General features: G+C 73.2%; 20 protein-coding genes and 1 riboswitch. Of the genes, 5 read left to right on the forward strand and 15 right to left on the reverse strand.

The annotated features are described in order from the left end of the window. Positions 1 to 145: 145 nt before the first annotated feature. The 7 genes from ABZ923_RS29615 to ABZ923_RS29645 are packed head-to-tail and all read right to left on the reverse strand — an operon-like array spanning position 146 to position 4,882. On the reverse strand, positions 146 to 616 hold the full coding sequence (locus ABZ923_RS29615; protein WP_361477421.1) for a PH domain-containing protein: 471 nt from the start codon (positions 614 to 616) through the stop codon (positions 146 to 148). A 15-nt stretch (positions 617 to 631) separates the two neighbouring features. Further along, positions 632 to 1,480: an ATP phosphoribosyltransferase gene (gene hisG, locus ABZ923_RS29620; RefSeq protein ID WP_358646551.1), complete on the reverse strand. Its 849-nt coding sequence runs from the start codon at positions 1,478 to 1,480 to the stop codon at positions 632 to 634. A gap of 50 nt (positions 1,481 to 1,530) precedes the next feature. Continuing rightward, positions 1,531 to 1,803: a phosphoribosyl-ATP diphosphatase gene (locus tag ABZ923_RS29625; protein ID WP_007491392.1), complete on the reverse strand. Its 273-nt coding sequence runs from the start codon at positions 1,801 to 1,803 to the stop codon at positions 1,531 to 1,533. A gap of 34 nt (positions 1,804 to 1,837) precedes the next feature. Next, complete coding sequence (ribH, locus tag ABZ923_RS29630) at positions 1,838 to 2,323, reverse strand: 6,7-dimethyl-8-ribityllumazine synthase (RefSeq protein WP_189986596.1); 486 nt, start codon at positions 2,321 to 2,323, stop codon at positions 1,838 to 1,840. Between the two features lie 23 nt (positions 2,324 to 2,346). After that, on the reverse strand, positions 2,347 to 3,639 hold the full coding sequence (locus tag ABZ923_RS29635; protein WP_361477426.1) for a bifunctional 3,4-dihydroxy-2-butanone-4-phosphate synthase/GTP cyclohydrolase II: 1,293 nt from the start codon (positions 3,637 to 3,639) through the stop codon (positions 2,347 to 2,349). Then, positions 3,636 to 4,277 (reverse strand): nicotinamide mononucleotide transporter family protein, encoded by a 642-nt coding sequence (locus tag ABZ923_RS29640; RefSeq protein ID WP_361477429.1) that lies wholly within the window; start codon positions 4,275 to 4,277, stop codon positions 3,636 to 3,638. Before ABZ923_RS29640 ends, ABZ923_RS29635 begins: the two co-directional genes overlap by 4 nt. Further along, complete coding sequence (locus tag ABZ923_RS29645) at positions 4,274 to 4,882, reverse strand: riboflavin synthase (protein WP_361477432.1); 609 nt, start codon at positions 4,880 to 4,882, stop codon at positions 4,274 to 4,276. The genes ABZ923_RS29640 and ABZ923_RS29645 overlap by 4 nt, the downstream gene beginning before the upstream one ends. 161 nt (positions 4,883 to 5,043) lie before the next feature. Further along, positions 5,044 to 5,174, reverse strand: a riboswitch (FMN riboswitch). 344 nt (positions 5,175 to 5,518) lie between these two features. Here ABZ923_RS29645 and ABZ923_RS29650 point away from each other — a divergent pair. Together ABZ923_RS29650 and ABZ923_RS29655 are read left to right on the forward strand one after the other, a co-directional pair. Continuing rightward, a complete protein-coding gene (locus tag ABZ923_RS29650; protein WP_361477435.1) occupies positions 5,519 to 6,283 on the forward strand; it encodes an NAD(P)H-binding protein in 765 nt (254 codons plus the stop codon). Further along, a complete protein-coding gene (locus ABZ923_RS29655; protein ID WP_361477438.1) occupies positions 6,280 to 6,651 on the forward strand; it encodes a hypothetical protein in 372 nt (123 codons plus the stop codon). Before ABZ923_RS29650 ends, ABZ923_RS29655 begins: the two co-directional genes overlap by 4 nt. 557 nt (positions 6,652 to 7,208) lie before the next feature. Here the strand turns inward: ABZ923_RS29655 and ABZ923_RS29660 are convergent. Beyond that, complete coding sequence (locus ABZ923_RS29660) at positions 7,209 to 8,438, reverse strand: ROK family transcriptional regulator (RefSeq protein WP_361477441.1); 1,230 nt, start codon at positions 8,436 to 8,438, stop codon at positions 7,209 to 7,211. Positions 8,439 to 8,571: 133 nt separating this feature from the next. On the opposite strand from ABZ923_RS29660, the gene ABZ923_RS29665 reads away from it, so the two are divergent. Further along, positions 8,572 to 9,786, forward strand: coding sequence for an MFS transporter (locus ABZ923_RS29665; RefSeq protein ID WP_361477444.1), 1,215 nt, complete (start codon positions 8,572 to 8,574; stop codon positions 9,784 to 9,786). Here the strand turns inward: ABZ923_RS29665 and ABZ923_RS29670 are convergent. Beyond that, complete coding sequence (locus ABZ923_RS29670) at positions 9,746 to 10,204, reverse strand: thioesterase family protein (RefSeq protein WP_361477447.1); 459 nt, start codon at positions 10,202 to 10,204, stop codon at positions 9,746 to 9,748. The genes ABZ923_RS29665 and ABZ923_RS29670 overlap by 41 nt on opposite strands. Before the next feature lie 104 nt (positions 10,205 to 10,308). Then, on the reverse strand, positions 10,309 to 11,568 hold the full coding sequence (locus tag ABZ923_RS29675; protein ID WP_361477450.1) for an alginate lyase family protein: 1,260 nt from the start codon (positions 11,566 to 11,568) through the stop codon (positions 10,309 to 10,311). Positions 11,569 to 11,719: 151 nt separating this feature from the next. Here ABZ923_RS29675 and ABZ923_RS29680 point away from each other — a divergent pair, with 151 nt between their 5' ends. After that, entirely contained in the window at positions 11,720 to 13,135 is a 1,416-nt protein-coding gene (locus ABZ923_RS29680) for a solute carrier family 23 protein (RefSeq protein WP_361477452.1), read from the forward strand. Positions 13,136 to 13,212: 77 nt separating this feature from the next. Beyond that, on the forward strand, positions 13,213 to 13,899 hold the full coding sequence (locus tag ABZ923_RS29685; RefSeq protein ID WP_361477455.1) for a DUF5995 family protein: 687 nt from the start codon (positions 13,213 to 13,215) through the stop codon (positions 13,897 to 13,899). A 74-nt stretch (positions 13,900 to 13,973) separates the two neighbouring features. On the opposite strand, the gene ABZ923_RS29690 is transcribed toward ABZ923_RS29685, so the two are convergent. From ABZ923_RS29690 to ABZ923_RS29710, 5 genes are all read right to left on the reverse strand, one after another. Further along, entirely contained in the window at positions 13,974 to 15,671 is a 1,698-nt protein-coding gene (locus ABZ923_RS29690) for an NAD(P)/FAD-dependent oxidoreductase (RefSeq protein ID WP_361477458.1), read from the reverse strand. 61 nt (positions 15,672 to 15,732) lie between these two features. After that, positions 15,733 to 16,521, reverse strand: a complete 789-nt coding sequence (locus ABZ923_RS29695) for a carbon-nitrogen hydrolase family protein (RefSeq protein ID WP_361477461.1) — start codon at positions 16,519 to 16,521, stop codon at positions 15,733 to 15,735. A 304-nt stretch (positions 16,522 to 16,825) separates the two neighbouring features. Then, complete coding sequence (locus tag ABZ923_RS29700; RefSeq protein WP_361477463.1) at positions 16,826 to 17,206, reverse strand: DUF742 domain-containing protein; 381 nt, start codon at positions 17,204 to 17,206, stop codon at positions 16,826 to 16,828. Positions 17,207 to 17,213: 7 nt separating this feature from the next. Beyond that, positions 17,214 to 17,642: a roadblock/LC7 domain-containing protein gene (locus tag ABZ923_RS29705; RefSeq protein WP_361477466.1), complete on the reverse strand. Its 429-nt coding sequence runs from the start codon at positions 17,640 to 17,642 to the stop codon at positions 17,214 to 17,216. Continuing rightward, positions 17,632 to 20,022 carry a nitrate- and nitrite sensing domain-containing protein gene (locus ABZ923_RS29710; RefSeq protein WP_361477468.1) on the reverse strand — a complete coding sequence of 797 codons (2,391 nt, stop codon included), beginning with the start codon at positions 20,020 to 20,022 and terminating at the stop codon, positions 17,632 to 17,634. The genes ABZ923_RS29705 and ABZ923_RS29710 overlap by 11 nt, the downstream gene beginning before the upstream one ends. Between the last annotated feature and the right edge of the window lie 206 nt (positions 20,023 to 20,228).

The raw sequence follows: 20,228 nt of genomic DNA on the forward strand, positions 1-20,228 counted from the left end.
TCTGTCGGGCAGGGGTGGCGCAGGTACTACAGGACGATCCGTCCATCGCCGGAGAGGGTCACTCCTCGGGTAGCAGGAACCCCTGTGCACCGGGCGGCGCGCAGGGGCGGAGGCGCAGCGAGACGGCCTCCGCCCACCAGATTAATCAAGATCTGGGCTCGTGCGGCAGGGCGGACGGCGCCGAGTGGGCCTCGGCCAGCGCGCGCAGGGTCCTGGCGTCGGCGATGGCCCGCTGCTTGGCGATGCCCGGCTGTATGCCGAGCGCGGGCAGGCTGGTGCCGTCGCTCAGGTCGAGGAACACCCACGGATCGCCCGGCCGGAGGTTCACCCGGAGGATCTCCGCCCAGGCCAGGCGCCGCTTGCCGGCGATGTTCACCACGGTGACGCCGGTCGCGTCGGCGACCACCTTCACCCGGGCCAGCTGGGCGAGCACCCAGAAGATCAGCGCGCCGGTGAGGACGAAGCTGAGCCGCTCCCCCGGGCCGAGCTGCTCCAGCAGCATCGCGATCCCGGATATCACCAGGAAGATCACGACACCGGCGGTGAGCAGGATCGCCCGGGTGTGGCCCGGCCGGAAGGTGACGGGGAGGTCGGGAAGGGAGGTCGGTTCGGACATCGGTCGGCGTACCCCTTACAGGCGGCAGGCGTGGATGGCCGTGGTCAGGATGGCGCGGGCGCCGATGGCGTAGAGGTCGTCCATGATCCGCTGGGCCTCCTTGGCCGGGACCATGGCGCGGACCGCGACCCAGCCCTCGTTGTGCAGCGGGGAGACGGTCGGGGACTCCAGGCCGGGGGTGAGCGCGACGGCCTTCTCCAGCTGCTCGACCCGGCAGTCGTAGTCCATCATCACGTACGTCCGGGCGACCAGGACGCCCTGGAGGCGGCGCAGGAACTGCTGGACCTTGGGCTCCTCGGCGTCGGCGCCGGTGCGGCGGACGACGATCGCCTCGGACTTCATGATCGGCTCGCCGAAGACCTCCAGGCCCGCGTTGCGCAGGCTGGTGCCGGTCTCCACGACGTCGGCGATGACCTCGGCCACGCCCAGCTCGATCGCGGTCTCGACGGCGCCGTCCAGGTGGACGACGGAGGCGTCGATGCCGCCGTCGGCGAGGTGCTTCTGGACGATGCCCTCGTAGGAGGTGGCGACGGTCCTGCCCTTGAGGTCCGCGAGGCCCTCGGCGGTGCCGGGCTTGGCGGCGAAGCGGAAGGTGGAGCGGGCGAAGCCCAGCGGCAGGATCTCCTCGGCGTCGGCGCCGGAGTCGATCAGCAGGTCGCGGCCGGTGATGCCGATGTCGAGGCGGCCGGAGGAGACGTAGATCGCGATGTCGCGGGGGCGGAGGTAGAAGAACTCGACCTCGTTCTCCGGGTCGACGATGCGCAGCTCTTTGGACTCGCGGCGCTGCTGGTAGCCGGCCTCATGCAGCATCTCCGCCGCAGGGCCGGACAGTGAACCCTTGTTGGGGACGGCGATGCGCAGCATGAGGTCGGCTTCCTTTGCTCGTTCTCTACGGGAGGGGGTGGGGGTGCGGCTTACAGGTGGGCGTAGACGTCGTCCAGGCTGATGCCGCGGGCGACCATCATCACCTGGACGTGGTACAGCAGCTGCGAGATCTCCTCGGCTGCCGCCTCCTTGCCCTCGTACTCGGCGGCCATCCAGACCTCGGCGGCCTCCTCGACGACCTTCTTGCCGATGGCATGGACGCCCTTGCCGACCAGCTCGGCGGTGCGGGAGGTGGCGGGATCGCCGTGGGCGGCCTTGTGCTGGAGCTCGGTGAAGAGCTCCTCGAACGTCTTCTTGGACATGGTGAGCCCCACCCTACGCGGTGCAGCCGACTCCTCAGTGCCAGGGTTCGGATACCGAGCGGAGGGTGGCCGCGGTCGACACGGCGGCCGTCACCGCCTCGTGGCCCTTGTCCTCGTTCGAGCCCTCCAGGCCGGCCCGGTCCAGGGCCTGCTCCTCGGTGTCGCAGGTGAGCACGCCGAAGCCGACGGGGACGCCGGTCTCGACGGAGACCTGGGTGAGGCCCTGGGTGACGCCCTGGCACACGTAGTCGAAGTGGGGGGTGCCGCCCCGGATGACGACGCCGAGGGCGACCACCGCGTCGTAGCCGCGGCCCGCGAGGACCTTGGCGGCGACGGGCAGTTCGAAGCTGCCGGGGACCCGGATCAGGGTCGGCTCGTCGATGCCCAGGTCGTGCAGGGCGCGCAGGGCGCCGTCGACCAGACCGTCCATCACCTTCTCGTGCCACTGCGCCGCGATGACGGCGACCCTGAGGTCGCTCACGTTGCGTACGGACAGTTCCGGTGCACCCTTGCCGCTCACGTCTCTCCTAAGTGCTTTCTTGCTTACTGGTTGCCGCAGGTGGCCGACACGGCGGGCGTGTCGAGCCAGGGCAGGTCGTGGCCCATCCGGTCCCGCTTGGTGCGCAGGTACCGGAGGTTGTGCTCGCCGGCCTGGACCGGCATCGGCTCGCGGCCGGTGACCTTCAGGCCGTGGCTGAGCAGCGCGTCGGTCTTCTCGGGGTTGTTGGTCATCAGCCGGACGCCGCGCACGCCGAGGTCGGCGAGGATCTGCGCGCCGGCGCCGTAGTCGCGGGCGTCGGCGGGCAGGCCGAGTTCCAGGTTGGCGTCCAGGGTGTCGCGGCCTTGCTCCTGCAGCTCGTAGGCGCGCAGCTTGGACAGCAGGCCGATGCCGCGTCCCTCGTGCCCGCGCAGGTAGACGACGACGCCCCGGCCCTCGGCCTGGATGCGCTCCAGGGCGGTGTCCAGCTGGGGGCCGCAGTCGCAGCGCAGGGAGGCGAAGACGTCGCCGGTGAGGCACTCGGAGTGGACGCGGACCAGGACGTCCTCGCCGTCGCCGATCTCGCCGTGGACGAGGGCGACGTGCTCGACGCCGTCGACGGTGGACCGGTAGCCGTAGGCGGTGAAGGTGCCGTGCCGGGTGGGCAGGCGGGTCTCGGCCTCGCGGCGGACGGTGGGCTCGCTGCCCCGGCGGTAGGCGATCAGGTCCTCGATGGAGATGATCGTCAGGCCGTGCTTGCGGGCGAACGGCACCAGTTCGGGCAGGCGCAGCATCCGGCCGTCCTCGCCGGCGATCTCCACGATGGCGCCGGCCGGGCGCAGGCCCGCGAGCCGGGCCAGGTCGACGGCGGCCTCGGTGTGGCCGTTGCGGACCAGGACGCCGCCCGCCCTGGCGCGCAGCGGGAAGACGTGGCCGGGGCGGACGAGGTCGGCGGGTTCCGCGGTGCCGCTCGCCAGGAGCTGGAGGGTGGTGGCGCGGTCGGCGGCCGAGATGCCGGTGGTCACGCCGTAGGCGGCGGAGGCGTCCACCGAGACGGTGAAGGCGGTCTTCATGGACTCGGTGTTGTCCTCGACCATCTGCGGCAGCCGCAGCCGGTCCAGCTCCTCGCCCTCCATGGGCGCGCAGATCAGGCCCCGGCACTCGCTCATCATGAAGGCGATGATCTCGGGGGTGGCCTTCTCCGCGGCGATGACGAGGTCGCCCTCGTTCTCCCGGTCCTCGTCGTCCACGACGACCACCGGGCGGCCCGCCGCGATGTCGGCGATGGCCTGCTCGACCGGGTCGAGCGCGAAGTTCTCCAGGTCGTTGCCGTCGTACAGCAGCGGTGCCGAGGTCATGCCGGCGCTCCTTCCAGTACGGGCTGCGGGCCCCGGCGGGAGCGCAGCCACCAGTCGCGCATGCCCCACAGGACGAGTGCGCCGTAGATGACGTAGACGAAGCCCGAGAAGGCGTAGCCGTTGGCGAAGTTGAGGGGGACGCCGACGACGTCGACGAGCAGCCAGGCGAACCAGAACTCCACCATGCCCTTGGCCTGGGCGTACATCGCGACGATGGTGCCGACGAAGATGTAGGCGTCGGGCCAGGGGTCCCAGGACAGCTTCGGGTAGGCGGTGAAGAGCAGGGCGACGGCGACCGTGCCGGCGGCGGCCGCGCCGAGCATCGCCGCGCGCTCGGGCCAGGTGGCGAACCGGGGCGTGATGTGGCCGTCCGCGGACCGGTCCCTGGTGCGCTGCCACTGCCACCAGCCGTACAGGGCGACGGCCATGACGACGGCCTGCTTGCCGGCGCTGCCGGTGAGGTGGCCGTAGAAGGCGGCGAAGAGGACGAGGCCGGACAGGAACTGGACGGGCCAGGTCCACAGGGAGCGGCGCCAGCCGAGGGCGAGGGTGATGAGGCCCAGGATGTTGCCGATCATGTCCGACCAGATGATGTGCTGGCCGAAGAGGGTGAACGCCTCGGAGTTCATCCAGTTCACTTGGCGTCCCCCCGCGCACGGTCGCCGAGGAGCCGCTCGACGTACTTGGCGATGACGTCCACCTCGAGGTTGACCGGGTCGCCGGGCTGCTTCACGCCGAGCGTGGTGAGGGCGAGGGTGGTCGGGATGAGGCTGACGGTGAAGTGGTCCGGGCCGGCGTCGACGACGGTGAGGCTGATGCCGTCGACGGTGATGGAGCCCTTCTCGACGACGTACCGGGAGAGTTCGGCGGGGAGCGAGATCTTGACGATCTCCCAGTTCTCCGAGGGCTTGCGCTCCAGGATCTCGCCGGTGCCGTCCACGTGCCCCTGCACGATGTGGCCGCCGAGGCGGGCGCCGACGGCGGTGGGGCGTTCCAGGTTGACGCGGGAGCCGGCGGTGAGCGCGCCGAGGCTGGAGCGGTTCAGGGTCTCGGCCATGACGTCGGCGGTGAACTCGTCACCCTCGTGCTCCACGACGGTGAGACACACCCCGTTCACGGCGATGGAGTCGCCGTGCTGCGCGCCCTCGGTCACGACGGGGCCGCGGAGCCGGAAGCGGGAGGCGTCGCCGAGGTTCTCGACGGCGGTGACCTCACCCAGCTCTTCGACGATTCCGGTGAACACTTCCCGGGTCCTCCTGCCTCTTCGGGCACGGACTCCGGGGCCTGTCGATGACGACAGAATGTACGGGTGAGCACACACCGGGGGCGTCGCCGGAACGGACCGTCCTGACATGGACGAGTCCCGATACGGCGGCGCGCACACGGAAAACGCATGCCCGCCCGCCGCGCACTGCCTCCCATCCGGACTTTAACCGTCGGTCCAGGAATTTCACCTGGTCAACCGGCCGCTGGAAGCGACCGGGTCGCGGACTGTAACCGCCGGTTCGGACTTTCACCGACCCCGGAGTGCGCTGCTTCTGGTACAGGGCCAGTGTGCCACGCCCGGCACTCGTCCAGACGGGTGATCGGTGTGGGCTCGCTCACAGTGCGTACCGCTCGTTTCGCGTGGCGCAACCATGCTGGTCAACTGGCTGGAACCGGAGGTGGGTTGAGCTTGGTCCGGACCCATTGACCGTACTGGTCTAGTCCTTTTAGGGTGCGGACGGGCCCGGCGGCGGTGACGACGGCCCTTGCCCGCCGCCGGGTCGCCAGGGGCTTCTGGCCGGCCCGTGTCACATTCCCGGGGCTCCGATCTGTCCTAGGCGACGAAGGGCACTCCGGACGGGGGTGCCCCGTGTCCGAGGGGACGGAGAACGGCATGACCACGATCCTGGTGACCGGCGGAACCGGAACGCTCGGCCGGCTTGTCACGCAGCGGCTGCGGGCGGACGGCCACGAGGTGCGGGTGCTCAGCCGGCACACCCAGCCGTACGCCGTCGACCTGCGCGCGGGCGGTGCCGGCCTGGACGCGGCGCTGGCCGGCGTGGAGACGGTCGTGCACTGCGCGAGCACGCCCCGGGGCGGCGACGAGCAGGCCGCCCGGAATCTGCTCGCGGCGGCCCGGGGGGCCGGGGTGGGCCATCTGGTGTACATCTCCATCGTCGGCGTGGACCGGGTGCCGTTCGGCTACTACCGGAGCAAGCTCGCCGTGGAGCGGCAGGTCGAGGAGTCCGGGCTCGGCTGGACCGTGCTGCGGGCGACCCAGTTCCACGACCTGGTGGTCACGCTGCTCCAGGGACTGTCCAAGGCGCCGGTGCTGGCGGTCCCGGCGGGGGTGCCGGACCAGCCGGTCGAGGTGGCCGAGGTGGCCGAACGGCTGGCGGAGCTGGCGCTCGGGGCGCCGGCCGGGCGGGTGCCGGACCTGGCCGGCCCGGAGGTCCGTACGTTCGACTCGCTGGCCCGCGCGTATCTGCGGGCGACGGGCCGGCGCCGGCCGGTGGTGCGGGTGCCGCTGGCCGGGAAGGCGTACCGGGCCTTCCGCGCGGGCTGGCACCTGGCGCCGGAGCGGGCGGTGGGCGAGGTGACCTTCGAGGAGTACCTGGAGCGGCGGTTCGGGCGGGGGCCGGTACAGTCGCCCGCATGACGGCACCGGTGATCCGTGCGATCGAGTGGGACGGGACGGCCTGGGACGACCCCACCGCGGACCAACTCCATGACCTGCTGGCCGACATGAGCCTGACGTGGCGGTTCGTCATCGTGGAGCGGCTCGACCGGGAACCGGCCGACCAGCACTACATGCAGGTGTACCTCAACGACGACCTGAGCTACCAGGTGGAGTACCGCGAGGGCGGCCCGGACCGGCACTTCCAGGCCCGGGTGCCCCGCGAGAGCGACACGGCCGCCGTGGAGCCCGTGGCCGAGGTGGTGCAGGCCTGGGCCTTCGGCCGACCAGGCTGGCGGGAGGCACTCCCCTGGACCCCGTGGCCACCACAAGACCGCCCACACCCCTGAAGCTCCCAGCCCACGGCACCTCTGAGCCCACCCGCCCTCCCGTCTCCGGGGTGGGCGGGTGGCAGCCGGAAGCGCCGCCGCGGCCCCGAGACGACCCGCCGGCTCACCCCGGCGCCGCGAACAGCTCTCCCTGCCCACGCTCCTGGGCAGGCTCCAGCCGGAAGCGCCACCGCAGCACCGAGTCCAGCCGAAAGAGCCGCCGCGCTCCTGAGGCCAACCGCCCTCCCGCCTCCGGGCCTCGGCGGATGACAGCCGCGAGAGCCGCCACAGCCCTGCGATCACCCGTCCGCCCACCTCCCGGCCCGGGCAGGTGACAGCCGCAAGCCGCCACAGCTCGGAGGCCAGCCGGCCAAGCCGCCGCAGTCCCCCGGTCACCCGCCCGCCCGCTCCGGCGGCGCGAACAGCTCTTCCTACGCAGCCCTCTGGGCGGACGCCAGCCGGAAGCGCCGCCGCGATCCTGCGGCCAGCCACCCGCCCGCCTCCCGGCCTGAGCTGGTGACAGCCGCAAGCACCGCCACAGCCCGAGGCCAGCCGGCCAAGCCGCCGCAGTCCCGCGGTCAGCTCGTCCGCTCCGTTGGTGCGAAGAGTTCGTCCTGGGCGCGGTCCCGGGCGGTGAGGAGGGCGCCGCGTAGGACGGCCGTTCCGCCGAGGCTGCTCGTGCGTACCTCGGTGACCAGTGGTGACATCCGGCGCAGGCGTTCCTCCACCAGGCCGGCGAGCACCGCTCCCCCGGCCTGCCCGACCTCGCCGCCGAGCACCACGCAGCCGGGGTCCAGAACGGCCACCACGGAGGCGACGCCGACGGCGACCCGATCGGCCAGGGCCCGCAGGAAGCGAGCGGCGGGAGCATCGCCTGTCACCGCGCGGGCGGCGCCCGGCGCCCCCGTCACCTCCGCCACGGCTGCCCGGACCACCTCCGCCGCCCCCGGGCCGTCCGGCGAGGGCGGGGCCGGGAGGTCGTGCCGGGTCGCCAGGGCGGTGATCGCCGCCGCCCCGGTCAGGGAGTGGAAGCCGCCGGCGCAGTCGGTCGCCGCGGGGAGGGTGTCGGTGCCCGGGACCGGGAGGAAGCCGATCTCGCCGGTGCCGCCGGAGGCTCCGCGGCGCAGGGTGCCGTCCAGCACGACCGCGGCGCCGACGCCGTGGCCGAGCCAGAGCAGGACGAAGGTGTCCCGGTCCCGGGCGGCACCCTCCCGCTGTTCGGCGAGGGCGGCCAGGTTGGTCTCGTTCTCCACGGTGACCCGGGCGCCGGGCAGCCGGTCCTGGAGGGCGGTGGCCAGGCTGCGGTGCCAGGCGGGCAGCCCGGCCGAGTCCCGCAGGTCACCGGTGGCGGGGTCGATGAGGCCGGGCGCGCCGATACCGACGGTGTGCAGCCGGTCGGCGCCGGCCTCCTTCAGGGCTTGTTCCACGGCGGCCACGGCCTGTTCCACGGCGGGACCGGTCCCGGTGTCCCCGCCGATCGGCACGGACGCCTCGGCGAGCACCCGCCCGAGCAGGTCGGAGACGAGGACGAGGACCCCCTGGGTGCGGACGTCGAGCGCGGCGAGGTGGGCGCGGTCGGCGACGATGCCGTAGAGCCGGGCGTTGGGCCCCCTGCGCTGGGCGCCGGACTCGCCGACCACCGTGATCAGCCCGGCGGCCGTGAGCCGGTCGACCAGGTCGGCGACCGTCGGCCGGGACAGTCCGGTGAGCTGCTTCAACTGCCCTGCCGTGAGCGGGCCTTCCTGCTGCAGCAGCCGCAGGGCCAGCCGGTCGTTGATGGCCCGGGCGGTACTGGGTGATGCGGGCATGACGGGATCCTCCCAGATCGCCGGATCGCCGGATCGCCTGAGCTGCGACCGCTATCTATCAGGCAGGGTTCCTGATAGTTTACGGCGCGTCGCATCGGAGTGGGGCCGGGCACTCCCGGGGAGGGGCAGGATCGTGAGTGACGTGACGTACACGCCGGACGAGGTCAGGCGCGCCCGCTACGCCGTGGCGGCCGTGTTCGCCGTGCACGGCGCCGTGACCGGCTCGTTCGCGACCCGCGTGCCGTGGGTCCAGGAGCACGCCTCGCTCGGTGCCGGCCAGCTGGGCTTCGCGCTGGCGTTCACGGCGTTCGGCGCCTCCTGCGCAATGCCGCTGGCCGGCCGGATCAGCCACCGCTTCGGCAGCCGTACGGCGCTGCGCGGGCTGCTCGCGCTGTGGACGCTGTCCCTGGTGCTGCCGTCGGTCGCGCCGAACCTGCTCACCCTGTGCCTGGCGATGTTCGCCTACGGCGCGTCCGCGGGCATGGCCGACGTGGCGATGAACGCGCTCGGCGTGGAGGTCGAGCGGCGGCTCGGCAAGTCGATCATGTCGGGGCTGCACGGAATGTGGAGCGCGGGCGCCCTGATCGGCTCGGCGGCCGGCACCCTCGCCGCGCATCTCGGTTCGGACGCGCGCCTGCACTTCGCGCTCGCGGCGGCCGTCCTCACCCTGCTCGGGTTCGTGGTCTGCGCCTGGGTGCTGGACCTTCAGCCCGCCGAGGACGAGGAGCCGCCGCCGCGGTTCGCGCTGCCCCCGCGCTCGGCCCTGCTGATCGGCGCGGTCGGCTTCTGCGCGGTGTTCGCGGAGGGCGCCAGCCTCGACTGGTCGGCGGTGTACCTGCGGGACCGGCTGGAGGGTTCGGCCGGGCTGGCGGCGGCCTCCACGACCGGGTTCATGCTGACCATGGCGGTGGCCCGGATCGCCGGGGACGCGGTGGTGAACCGTTTCGGCGCGGTCCGCACCGTGCGGGCCGGCGGTGTCCTGGCCGGGCTGGGCGGGCTGCTGGTCGTGCTCGCCGGGCATCCGGCGGTGGCGATGGCCGGGTTCGCGCTGATGGGCCTCGGCATCGCGGTGGTCGTCCCGCTCTGCTTCGCGGCGGCCGGGCACGCCGGCCCCAACCCCAGCCAGGCCATCGCGGGCGTGGCGACCATCACCTACACCTCGGGCCTGATCGCGCCGAGCCTGATCGGCGGGGTGGCCCAGGCGACCAGCCTGGTGGTCTCCTTCGCGGTGGTGACGGTGCTGGCCTGCGGGCTCGCGGTGTTCGCGGGCGTGCTGCGCACCGCCGAGCGCGGGGGCGGCGGGGAGGTCAGTGCGCGGGCCGCAGCAGTTCCCGACCCGCGGCCCTGAAGGTCTCGCTCCAGGGCGCGGGGCGCATGGTCGTCGCGTCCAGCCGGACCAGCACCCGGGTGCCGTGGGCGTAGGTCTCGGTCCCGTCGGCCGAGCAGAAGCGGAAGCCGTAGGTGAGCCCGGTCGTACCGAGCCGTTCCAGCCAGAGGTGGACGGCGTAGGTGCCGGGGCTGGTGACCGGGGCCAGGTAGGTGATGCGCAGTTCCTTCACGGCGTTGCACGCGTCACCGGCCGCCACCCAGTCGCCGTCGAAGCGGACCCCGTGCTCGCCCCACAGCTCGGTCCAGGCGCGCTCGACCATCAGGGGGTAGCGGGCGTTGTGGAGCAGCCCGAGCGCGTCGAGGTCGTCGAAGTGGACGGTGACGGGGATCAGCCGGCCGTGGGAGACGGCGGGGGCGGTCGGGGCTTCGGCGGTCACGGGAAGGGCTCCTGAGCAGCGCGGGCGGGGTGGTGACACCCCCGTACCCGATCATACTAAGCGACCGCTCAGGAGCCCGGCGGGGCGGTGGGGCGGGCGGGGACTCAGCCCGCGATCGAGTCCAGTTGCTCGGCGGCGGGCCGCAGCGCCCACAGGTCTCCCCCGGGCGGCGCCTCCAGCCTGGACACGGCCGCCCGGGCCGCCGGGTCACCGGCGTCGGCCGCCGCGTGCACGACGTCGGTCGCCGCGTACCGGTGGAACTCCAGCTCGGGGTGGGGCCAGGCGGCGGCGCCGGTCGCGGCCGGCAGCAGGTAGTCGACGGCCTGGGACAGGCTCTGCCCGTCCGGCCCCGTGTAGGCCCAGAGGTCCACGCCCACGTGCCGGCCGATGGCGGCGAGCCGGGTGTAGGCGACCAGGTCGAACGTCGAGTAGTGCCAGCTGCGGGTGCGGGCCAGCTCCTGCGGCTGGCTGCCGTCGGCCGCGATCTGCGGGTCGATCCGGCGGGCGCGCGCGTCCAGCACGGTCCGCCGGGCGAGCGCGGTGTCGCCGGTGGCGTGGGCGAGGGCGGCGAGCTGCAGGTCGTAGAAGGTGCCGTGGTTGTTGGCGGCGGCGCCCTCCTGCCGGCCGAAGTCGCTGTTCTCCAGCCAGTCGCGGAACTCCTTGTTCCAGGTGTCCATCGCGGTACGGTCCGCGGCCGCCCACCCCGGAGCGCCGGCGGCGAGGATCGCCTGCGCGTCCAGGACGGCGGTGTACGACTGCGAGAAGTCGATGATGCCGATGGCCCGGCCGTCGTACCGGCAGGGGATGAACTGGGCGTGGTCGAGGTCGGGGTTCATCCGGGTGGCCTGGTCGAGGAACCAGGTGCGCAGGATCTGCCCGGCCTTCTCGGCGTAGCTCCGCCGGCCCGTGTAGTACCAGGCGAGTGCGAGGTCGTACGTCGAGTCGAAGACCTTCTCGGCGTCCTGGCGGTCCGTGCCGGTGTCGACCTCCGGGTTGCGCTGCCCGTCGCGCTGGACGTACGGGCAGCCCCAGGGGTTGTCCGCGGTGGGGGCGGTGGTGGGCCACCAGTAAGGGGCCTGGCTCAGGTAGTCGTGGACGTCGCCGCCGGGGGCGGGCCTCGGCTTGTCGACGACTGTCCAGGGGCCCTGGTCCAGCCAGGCGTCCGCGCGCGCGGTGAGGGCGGCGAGGGTGCGCCGGAGCCGGGGGTCGTGGGCGAGCCGGGCCCGGGTCTGCTGGAGGCGGGTGCCGTCGAGGACGACGGTGTGCGGGGTCCTGGGCGGTGCCGCCTGGGCGGAGGGGGCGAGCAGGGCACCGAGGGCCAGCAGGGCGGCGAGGAGCACGGCCGCACGGGGTCTTCCACTCATCCGGGCACTCCGACCTTCGATCAGCTTCGACGAGCTGGATCAGATATGTGAACGTGATTCACGAACGGGACCGTGTGAGCGTAAAGCCGCCCGTTACCCCTGACAATGGTTCGGACCTCTTCATCACGTACAGAGAAAGCGAAACCCCACCATGGACCTCGGCGTGCGCTGGAAGCTGCACGGTGACGGGCGCACGCCCGCACCGGGAGCGGTGGTACGCCCCGACGAACGTCTCTCCTGGCCCCGCACCGTGGGCCTGGGCGCCCAGCACGTGGTCGCGATGTTCGGCGCCTCCTTCGTGGCCCCGGTGCTCATGGGCCTGGACCCGAACCTGGCGATCATGATGTCGGGCGTGGCGACCATGATCTTCCTGCTCGCCACCCGCGGCCGGGTGCCGAGCTACCTCGGCTGCTCCCTGTCGTTCGTGGGCGTGGCCGCCGTCATCCGCGCCCAGGGCGGCACCAGCGCGACCGTGACCGGTGCGGTCCTCGTCGTCGGCGTCGTGCTGTTCCTGGTGGGCCTCGCCGTGCAGCGCTTCGGCGCGCGGATCATCCATGCCGCCATGCCGCCGATCGTGACCGGCGCGGTCGTCATGCTGATCGGCTTCAACCTGGCCCCGGTGACCGCCTCCACCTACTGGCCGCAGGACCAGTGGACGGCCCTGCTGGTCATGCTCTTCACCGGCCTGGCGGTGGTCTGCCTGCGCGGATTCTGGTCCCGGATCGCGATCTTCCTCGGCCTGGTCTTCGGCTACGGGATCTCCTGGGCGTTCGACCGGATCTTCGGCCCGATCCACTCGACGGACCCGAGCGGCAAGGTCACCGACCACTTGCGGCTCGACCTCTCCGGCGTCTCCAAGGCCGACTGGATCGGCCTGCCGCACTTCCACGGACCGTCCTTCCAGTGGTCGGCGATCCTGGTCGCGCTGCCGGTGGTCATCGCCCTGGTCGCCGAGAACGCGGGCCACGTCAAGGCGGTCGGCGAGATGACCGGCGACCCGCTGGACGACAAGCTCGGTACGGCGATCTCGGCGGACGGCGTCGCCTCCGTGCTGTCGACGGCCGTCGGCGGACCGCCCAACACCACCTACTCCGAGAACATCGGCGTGATGGCCGCGACCCGCGTCTACTCCACCGCCGCATACTGGGCCGCCGCCGGCTTCGCGCTCCTCTTCGGTGTCTGCCCGAAGTTCGGCGCGGTCGTCGCCGCGATCCCGGGCGGTGTCCTCGGCGGCATCACCGTGATCCTCTACGGCATGATCGGCCTGCTCGGCGCGCAGATCTGGCTGCACGCCAGGGTGGACCTGCGCAACCCGCTGAACCTGGTGCCGGCCGCCGCGGGCATCATCATCGGCGTCGGCAACGTCACCATGAAGTTCACCGACACCTTCTCGCTCAGCGGCATCGCCCTCGGCACCCTGGTCGTCATCACCGGCTACCACGCGCTGCGCGCCTTCGCCCCGGCCCACCTCAAGCAGCAGGAACCGCTGCTGGACGAGGGCACCTCCGCCTACGACCGGGAGGCGGACGCGGAGCCGGGCACCCGGGCGCCGCGCGCCGAGCCGTAAGCCCGGGGTTCCCCCGTTCCGGCGAAGCACCGGGCCGGTCGGCACGCCGGCCGGCCCCGGGCTGGGACCCTTCCCCCATGGCCCGGTCGGAAACCCTCACCACCCCCGTCGACGCCGTCGTCGCGCGGATGCGCGCACTCGACGCGGCCCTGCCCGCACGGGACGGTGTCGCCGTGTTCAACCGCGTCTACCTCGCCGTCACCGAGGAGATCGACCGCCGCCTGGACGCCGGGCGCTTCCCGGACCCGCGCGCGGCGACCGCGCTGGACGTGCGGTTCGCCGAGCGGTACCTGGCCGCGGTCGACGCGGCGGCAGCGGACCGCCGCCCGCCCGCCTGCTGGCGGCCGCTGTTCCAGCTCCGCCGCCATCCCGGGGTACGGCCGCTGCAGTTCGCGCTGGCCGGTATCAACGCCCACATCGGGCACGACCTGGCGCTGGCCGTGGTCGACGCCTGCCGGACGCTCGGCTGCGAACCGGGCGACCTGGAGGACGAGTTCGACCGCGTGGGCGATCTCCTCGTGTCGCTGGAGGAACGCATCCGCGAGGATCTGATGCCGGGCCCCGACCTGCTCCAGATCGCCGACCCGCTCACCCATCTGCTGGGCTCCTGGAGCCTGGAGCGGGCACGGGACGCGACCTGGGCCGCGGCCCGGGCGCTGTGGGCGCTGCGGCACTGCGCCGACGTGGCCGAGGAGCTCACCGAACGGCTGGACGCGGCGGTCGGTTTCGCGGGCCGGATGCTGCTGACACCGCTGGCCGACTGAGACTCCGGGTATGGAAAAGGCGCGGGCGGCCGGAGTCCGTGGCCGGCCGCCCACGCCTTGGTCGTTCTCCCGGGTCAGTCCTCGGGGAGTTCCACGGGCGCGATCTCGTCGTAGACGTCACCCGGGCCCGGGTTCGCCGCGTCGGTCGTGCCGCCGAAGTGGTGCATGACGCCCCACACCGCGTTCAGCGCGGTCTGGACGGCGCCCTCGGCCCAGCCGGCCGTCCAGGAGATGTCGTCGCCGGCGAGGAAGATGCCCCGCTTGTCCTCGGGCAGCCGGTCCTGCATGAAGTGCGTGAACAGGCGCCGCTGGTAGCGGTAGTGGCCGGGCAGGTTGGCCTTGAAGGCGCCCATGAAGTAGGGCTCGTTCTCCCAGGAGACGGTCACCGGGTTGCCGATGATGTGCTTCCTGATGTCGACCTTCGGGTAGATCTCGCCGAGCGACTTCAGCATGACCTCCATCCGCTCGTTCGCGGACAGCGGCAGCCACTTCAGGCTGTCGTCGCACCAGGTGTAGGACAGGCAGATCACGGCGGGCTTGTCCGGGCCGTCGTCCAGCAGGTAGGTGCCGCGGGTCATGCGGTCGGTGAGCGTCATCGACATGACGTCCCGGCCGGTCTCCTCGTCCTTGTCCAGCCAGAACGGCCGGTCCACCGGCACGAAGAGCTTGCTGGACTCCATGTAGTGGGTGCGCTCGATCGCGGTCCAGTGGTCGATCGGGAACAGCGAGTCGTCGCAGGCGATCTTGGACAGCAGCATCCAGGACTGGGCGGTGAAGATCGCCGCCTGGTAGGTGCGGATGTCGCCGTTGGCGTCGGTCACGGTGATCCGGTTGCCGGCGGTGCGGTGCAGCCGGGTCACGGCCGGCAGCGGCTCGCCGCCCTCGTGCAGCGTGGCGAGCGAGGTGCCGTACGGCCAGTGGACGATCTTCTCCGGCGCGCGCTCCCACAGGCGCAGCGGCAGCTGCTGCGAGCCGCCGACGATGCCGCGGTGGTGGTCGTCGGCCTCGGTGTAGACGACGCGGAGGATCTCCAGGATGGAGTTCGGGAAGTCGGTGTCCCAGCCGCCGGTGCCGAAGCCGACCTGGCCGAAGATCTCGCGGTGCCGGAAGGACTTGAAGGCCTCGGAGTCGCAGAGGAAGCCGTAGAACGTCTGGTTGTCGAGCTTCTCGACCAGCTTCGCCCAGATCTCGCGGATGCGCGGCACGTCCCGCTCGCGCATCGCGCGGTTCATGTCGGAGAAGTCGGCGCCCTCCTCGAGGCACTTGCCCCAGGCCGCGGCGACGTCCCGGTACACCTGGGGCAGGTCGTCGATGGTCTCGGCGTAGTGCGACTCGCCCTTGAGGTCCACGACCGTCGAGGGGGTCGCCTCGGCGAGCGGGTTCGGGAAGGGCCTGGTCTCCAGGCCGACCATGTCGATGTAGTGCTGGAGGGCGGTGGAGGACGGCGGGAAGCGCATCGCGCCCATCTCGGCGGTCAGCGAGTCGTCGCAGCCCTCGAAGCCGACCGTGCGCAGCCGGCCGCCGATCTGGTCGGCCTCGTAGACGACGGGCTTGAGGCCCATCTTCATCAGCTCGTAGGCGGCCACGATGCCGGACAGGCCGCCGCCGATGATCGCGACCTCGGTGCCGTGCTCCGTCGCCGGGATCTGGCCGAGGCCCGCCGGGTGGGCGAGGAAGTCGTCGTAGGCGTACGGGAAGTCCGGGCCGAACATGGTGATCGGCGGCTGCTGCTCGTCGGTGTGCTCGACGGCGTTGGGCACCGTGGACGTCATGGGGTACGGACTCCTTGCACGAAAGAACTCGGGGGGAAGTTCGGGGGGAAGCTCAGGGGGTTCAGACGAGGGACCCGTACAGACCGGGGCGGCGGTCCTTCAGGTACGGGTTGGCCTCACGGGAGGCGGCGAGGAAGGCGGGGTCGACGTCGGCGACGATCAGCTCCTCGCCACGGCCGGCGCGGCTGCGGGCGATCCCATCGGGCCCGGCGAGGGCGGAGAGCCCGAAGAACTCGAACTCGCCCTCGGTGCCGACCCGGTTGACGTACGCCACGTACATCTGGTTCTCCCAGGCCCGCACCGGCACCATGGCCTCGGCGACGAACTGGAAGGGGTGCATGTTCGCCGTCGGCACGACGAGCAGGTCGGTGCCGGCCAGGGCGTGGGCGCGGGCGTTCTCCGGGAACTCGACGTCGTAGCAGATCATGAGGCCGACGGTCAGGCCGCCCAGCCGGGCCTGGACGAGCGACTGCTCGCCCGGGGTGAAGTGCTCGCGCTCGGCGCAGCCGAAGAGGTGGGTCTTGCGGTAGTTCGCCAGACGGGTGCCGTCGGCGGAGACCATCTGGGCGGAGTTGTAGACGGTCTCGCCGTCCCGCTCCGGGTAGCCGTAGACGACGGCCAGCCCGTGCCGGGAGGCGATCGCGGCGATCGCGTCGGCGGAGCGGCCGTCGGCCGGCTCGGCGAGGCGGGCGATGTCGTCGCCGATCGCGTACCCGGTGAGGAACATCTCCGGCGCGGCCAGCAGCCCGGCGCCCGCGGCGGCGGCCCGGCCCGCGGCCTCGTCGAGCACCTTGAGGTTCTCGGCGACAGAACCGGGGCGGCCGGAGCTCTGGAGCAGGGCGGTGCGCATGGGGGCATCCTCACCGAACGGGAAGTTTGGGGGTCAGAAAGACGGTACGGTCGGCGCGCTCGGCCGGACAAGCAGGAGCCGTTGCGCGCCGGTGCGCGGTTCGTTGCGTGGGGCGGGGGTCGGACGGCGATTCGTTGCGTCCCCGCGGCCGACGGCTGGGCCCGCCCCGGGGACGGCCGCGCGCCGACGGCCGGTGGCTGCTTCCCGGAGCGCGCGGCTGACCTGCGAGACCGGGCCCCGGAACACGCGGCTGACCTGCGAGACCGGGCCCCGGAACACGCGGCTGACCGGCGGGACGGACCGGCTACAGCTCCCGCAGCCGCTGCACGATCTCGCGCAGCAGCCCCGGGTCGGCCTCCGGTCCGGCGACCGGGAGGCGGCGGGGCGCGTCGACGCGGATCAGGCCCGCGTCGGCCAGGTCGCCGAGGAGGACGCGGACCACGGTCAGGGGCAGGTCGGCGTCCGCGGCCAGCTCGGCCACGGGGCGGGGGCCGCGGCGGACCAGGGCCAGCAGGGCGGCCGGGGCGTGGTCGAGGCCGGTGTCCGGTTCGCCGGTGTCCAGCGCGGTGACCCGGGACATCAGGTCCAGGCCGTGCCGGCCCTCGGGCCGGGTACGGCCCCGGGTCACCGTGTAGGGGCGCACCATCGGCCCGGTCTCGTCCTCGTACCAGTGTTCGTCGTTCACGGCGGGATCACGGCGTGGTGCGGGTGGCGGCGTCCAGGTGGCGGCCGAGGCGGCGGACCAGCAGGGCCATCTCGTGGGCGAGCTGGCCGACGTCGGTGCCGGCCTCGCTCAGCACGGCGAGCCGGCTGCCGTGCCCGGCCGGGGTGATGAAGAGGTAGGCGTCGTCCAGCATCACCATGGTCTGCCGCACCGCCCCCGCGGCGAACCGCTCCCCCGCGGACCGGGCCAGCCCGTGGAAGCCGGAGCAGACGGCGGCCAGATGCTCGATGTCCCGCCGGCGCATGCCCTCCGAGCTGCTGAGCGGGAGGCCGTCGGCGGTCAGCAGCACGGCCTGGCGGACGTCGCCGGTGCGGTCCACGAGGTCGTCCAGCAGCCAGCCGAGGTCCGTGCCGGGCACCCCGGCGAACTGCTCGCTGTCCTGCTCGTCACCGTGCATCGTCGGTGTCCGTCCCTTCGTCTGCGGGGTGGGTGGCGGTCTCCACGTCGTCCTGGGCGTCACGGGACACGGGCAGCCCCTTGCGTCCCCGGTCCAGGCCACGCTGGAAGGCTCCGAAGATCGCCCGCATCTCCTCGGCCCCCACCTCCCGCCGCACCGCGCCGCCGTCCCGAACCGGCTCGTCCCGCAACTCGGCCGCGAGCGACGCCTGCCGGGTGCGGGTGGGGAGGGCGGGAGCGGGGCGGGCCGTGGGGGCGGCCGAGTGCGACGGCGAGACCCCGGGCCCGGTCCCGGGCCGGTCGGCCTGGTCCGCATCACCTGCGGCCGGGGGCTCGGCAACGGCCGCCGGGCCTGGTCCGGGCGCGGGCGGCGGACCCGTCCGTCGCCGCGTCGGCAGGTGCCGCACGACGCCTGCGGGGGCTTCGGCCGGTTCCGGCGGCCCGGGCTGCTCCGGTGGCCGCTGCCGCCGTACCCCGGCGGCCAGTACCGTCGCGGGCAGGCGGACCACTGCCGTCGTGCCCCCGTAGGGGGAGTCCTGGAGGGTGACCTCGATGGCGTGGCGGGCGGCGAGGCGGGCGACGACGTACAGGCCGAGGCGGTCGTGTCGGGTGGGGTCGAAGGCGTCGGGGTCGGAGAGGGTCCGCTGGGCGGCGGCGCGCGCGGCGGCGTCGAGGCCGAGCCCGCGGTCGTCGATCTCCACCACGAACCCGTCGCCGGCCGGCCGGGTGCGCAGGGTCACCCGGGTGTGCGGCGGCGAGAACACCGTGGCGTTCTCCAGCAGCTCGGCGATCAGGTGGACGACGTCGGCGACCGCGTCCGCCGCCACGCCCACCTCGGGCATCGGCGGTACGGCGACGCGCGTGTAGGCCTCGATCTCGCCGACGGCGGAGGCGACGACGTCCGCGAGCGGCACGGGCCGGCGCCAGCGGCGGCCGGGCGCGGCCCCGGAGAGGATGATCAGGCTCTCGGCGTGCCGGCGCATGCGGGTGGTCAGATGGTCGATGCGGAACAGCTCGCGTAGCACGTCCGGGTCGTCGGTGCGCCGCTCCAGCGTGTCGACGAGCTTCAGTTGCCGGTGCACCAGCGCCTGGTTGCGGCGCGCGATGGTGAGCAGCACCGCGAACTGCCCGCGGCGCAGGGTGGCCTGCTGGACGGCGGCCTCCATGGCGGCCAGCCGCGCGGTGTTGAAGGACCGACCGACCTGCCCGATCTCGTCGTCGCGGACCTCGTCGGCGGCGAGCGGCGGCGCCTCGGCGACCGCGTCCACCTCCTCACCGGCGCTCAACCGCCGCATGACGTCGGGCAGTTGCCGTGTGGCCAGTACGTCGGCGGCGTCCCGCAGGGTCTCCAGCCGGCGGGAGATCCGGCGCGCCCCGCGCACCGCGAACCACAGCGACAGCCCTGCGGCGGCCAGCCCGGCCGCGCCCACGACGGCCGCCTTGGCCAGCTCCCGGTAGGCGAAGGCGCGGCCGCGGGCCGCCGAGTTCTCCGCCGAACGCGTGCACAGCTGCATGTACCGCCGCACGGCGTGGTCGGTGGTCGACCGCCAGGTGTCCGCCGCGACGGCCGTGCCGGCGCCGGCCGCACCGGCCCGCAGCAGCGCGTCCTCGCCGCGCACCAGCGAGCGGTGCAGCCCGCCGCGCCGGAACTCCTCGAACAGGGCGCGCGAGTCGGCGGGCAGGTCGGGCACGTAGGTCCGCTCGAAGACGCGCCGGTCCTCGATGGTCGCGGTGAGGGCGTCGTACTGCCGGCCGGTCAGCGTGCCGGCCGCCCGCGCCCCGGCGACCAGGGCGTCCTCCCGGGAGAGGAACTCGCGGACCCGGACCAGTTCGATGACGACCTGCGCCTCGCGGGCGAGCTGCCCGGCCTGGAGGGCGGTGAGCGTGGACTGCACGTCGAAGCCGGGCTCCACGAGCGCGCTGTACGCGTCCACGGCCCGGTCCCAGGAGATGCGCCGGGACAGCACGAGCGAGCGGATGCTCTCCAGCCGGTCCGCCGCCGCGACCATGGAGTCCAGGGCCTGCCGCTGCCGGCGGGTGAGCCGGTCCCGGTCGCCGCCCCGGACCGCCTGCCGCATGGCGTCGACGGCCCGGTCGGTACGGCGCTGCTGCCCGAGCAGGTCGCCGGCGGCGGCCCGGCCGGGGCGGGCGCCGAGGTAGGCGGCGGACATCCGGCGCTCGATCTGGATCTGCCCGACCGCGGTGTCCACCGGGGTGCCGAAGTCCTCGTACACGCTCTGGAGCCGGACCAGCGCGCGCGGCTCGGCGGTGACGGACACCATGGCGAAGCTCCACAGCGCCATCAGGGCGACGGCCGGGGCGAGCGCGAGCGCCACGATCCGCGCCCGGACGGTGGTGGGACGGCCGAGGGGCCAGCGCATGGAGTACCTGCCGGTGTTACCAGTCAGTAGAAAGTCCGGCACAACCTACGGGACCCTCACCCCGCCCCGCAATGGTGACCTGTGGTAACCCCGAGTCACCCCTCGGAATCCCCGGGACGGACGGGGCACGGCACGGCCCGGGGGGGGGGCCGGGGGGGGGGGGGGGGGCGGGCGCGGGGTGACGGGTATGTAGCCGCGGGCGCGGC

Source organism: Streptomyces sp. NPDC046881 (assembly GCF_040645015.1).
GTDB lineage: Bacteria > Actinomycetota > Actinomycetes > Streptomycetales > Streptomycetaceae > Streptomyces.

Bases quoted from the DNA above. Each gene is read 5' to 3' on its own strand.
- ABZ923_RS29675 (WP_361477450.1), bottom strand. From the start codon at position 11,568: ATGAGTGGAAGACCCCGTGCGGCCGTGCTCCTCGCCGCCCTGCTGGCC.
- ABZ923_RS29650 (WP_361477435.1), top strand. From the start codon at position 5,519: ATGACCACGATCCTGGTGACCGGCGGAACCGGAACGCTCGGCCGGCTT.
- ABZ923_RS29660 (WP_361477441.1), bottom strand. From the start codon at position 8,438: ATGCCCGCATCACCCAGTACCGCCCGGGCCATCAACGACCGGCTGGCC.
- hisG (WP_358646551.1), bottom strand. From the start codon at position 1,480: ATGCTGCGCATCGCCGTCCCCAACAAGGGTTCACTGTCCGGCCCTGCG.
- ABZ923_RS29635 (WP_361477426.1), bottom strand. From the start codon at position 3,639: ATGACCTCGGCACCGCTGCTGTACGACGGCAACGACCTGGAGAACTTC.
- ABZ923_RS29655 (WP_361477438.1), top strand. From the start codon at position 6,280: ATGACGGCACCGGTGATCCGTGCGATCGAGTGGGACGGGACGGCCTGG.
- ABZ923_RS29705 (WP_361477466.1), bottom strand. From the start codon at position 17,642: ATGCACGGTGACGAGCAGGACAGCGAGCAGTTCGCCGGGGTGCCCGGC.
- ABZ923_RS29710 (WP_361477468.1), bottom strand. From the start codon at position 20,022: ATGCGCTGGCCCCTCGGCCGTCCCACCACCGTCCGGGCGCGGATCGTG.
- ABZ923_RS29625 (WP_007491392.1), bottom strand. From the start codon at position 1,803: ATGTCCAAGAAGACGTTCGAGGAGCTCTTCACCGAGCTCCAGCACAAG.
- ABZ923_RS29615 (WP_361477421.1), bottom strand. From the start codon at position 616: ATGTCCGAACCGACCTCCCTTCCCGACCTCCCCGTCACCTTCCGGCCG.
- ABZ923_RS29695 (WP_361477461.1), bottom strand. From the start codon at position 16,521: ATGCGCACCGCCCTGCTCCAGAGCTCCGGCCGCCCCGGTTCTGTCGCC.
- ABZ923_RS29690 (WP_361477458.1), bottom strand. From the start codon at position 15,671: ATGACGTCCACGGTGCCCAACGCCGTCGAGCACACCGACGAGCAGCAG.
- ABZ923_RS29680 (WP_361477452.1), top strand. From the start codon at position 11,720: ATGGACCTCGGCGTGCGCTGGAAGCTGCACGGTGACGGGCGCACGCCC.
- ABZ923_RS29685 (WP_361477455.1), top strand. From the start codon at position 13,213: ATGGCCCGGTCGGAAACCCTCACCACCCCCGTCGACGCCGTCGTCGCG.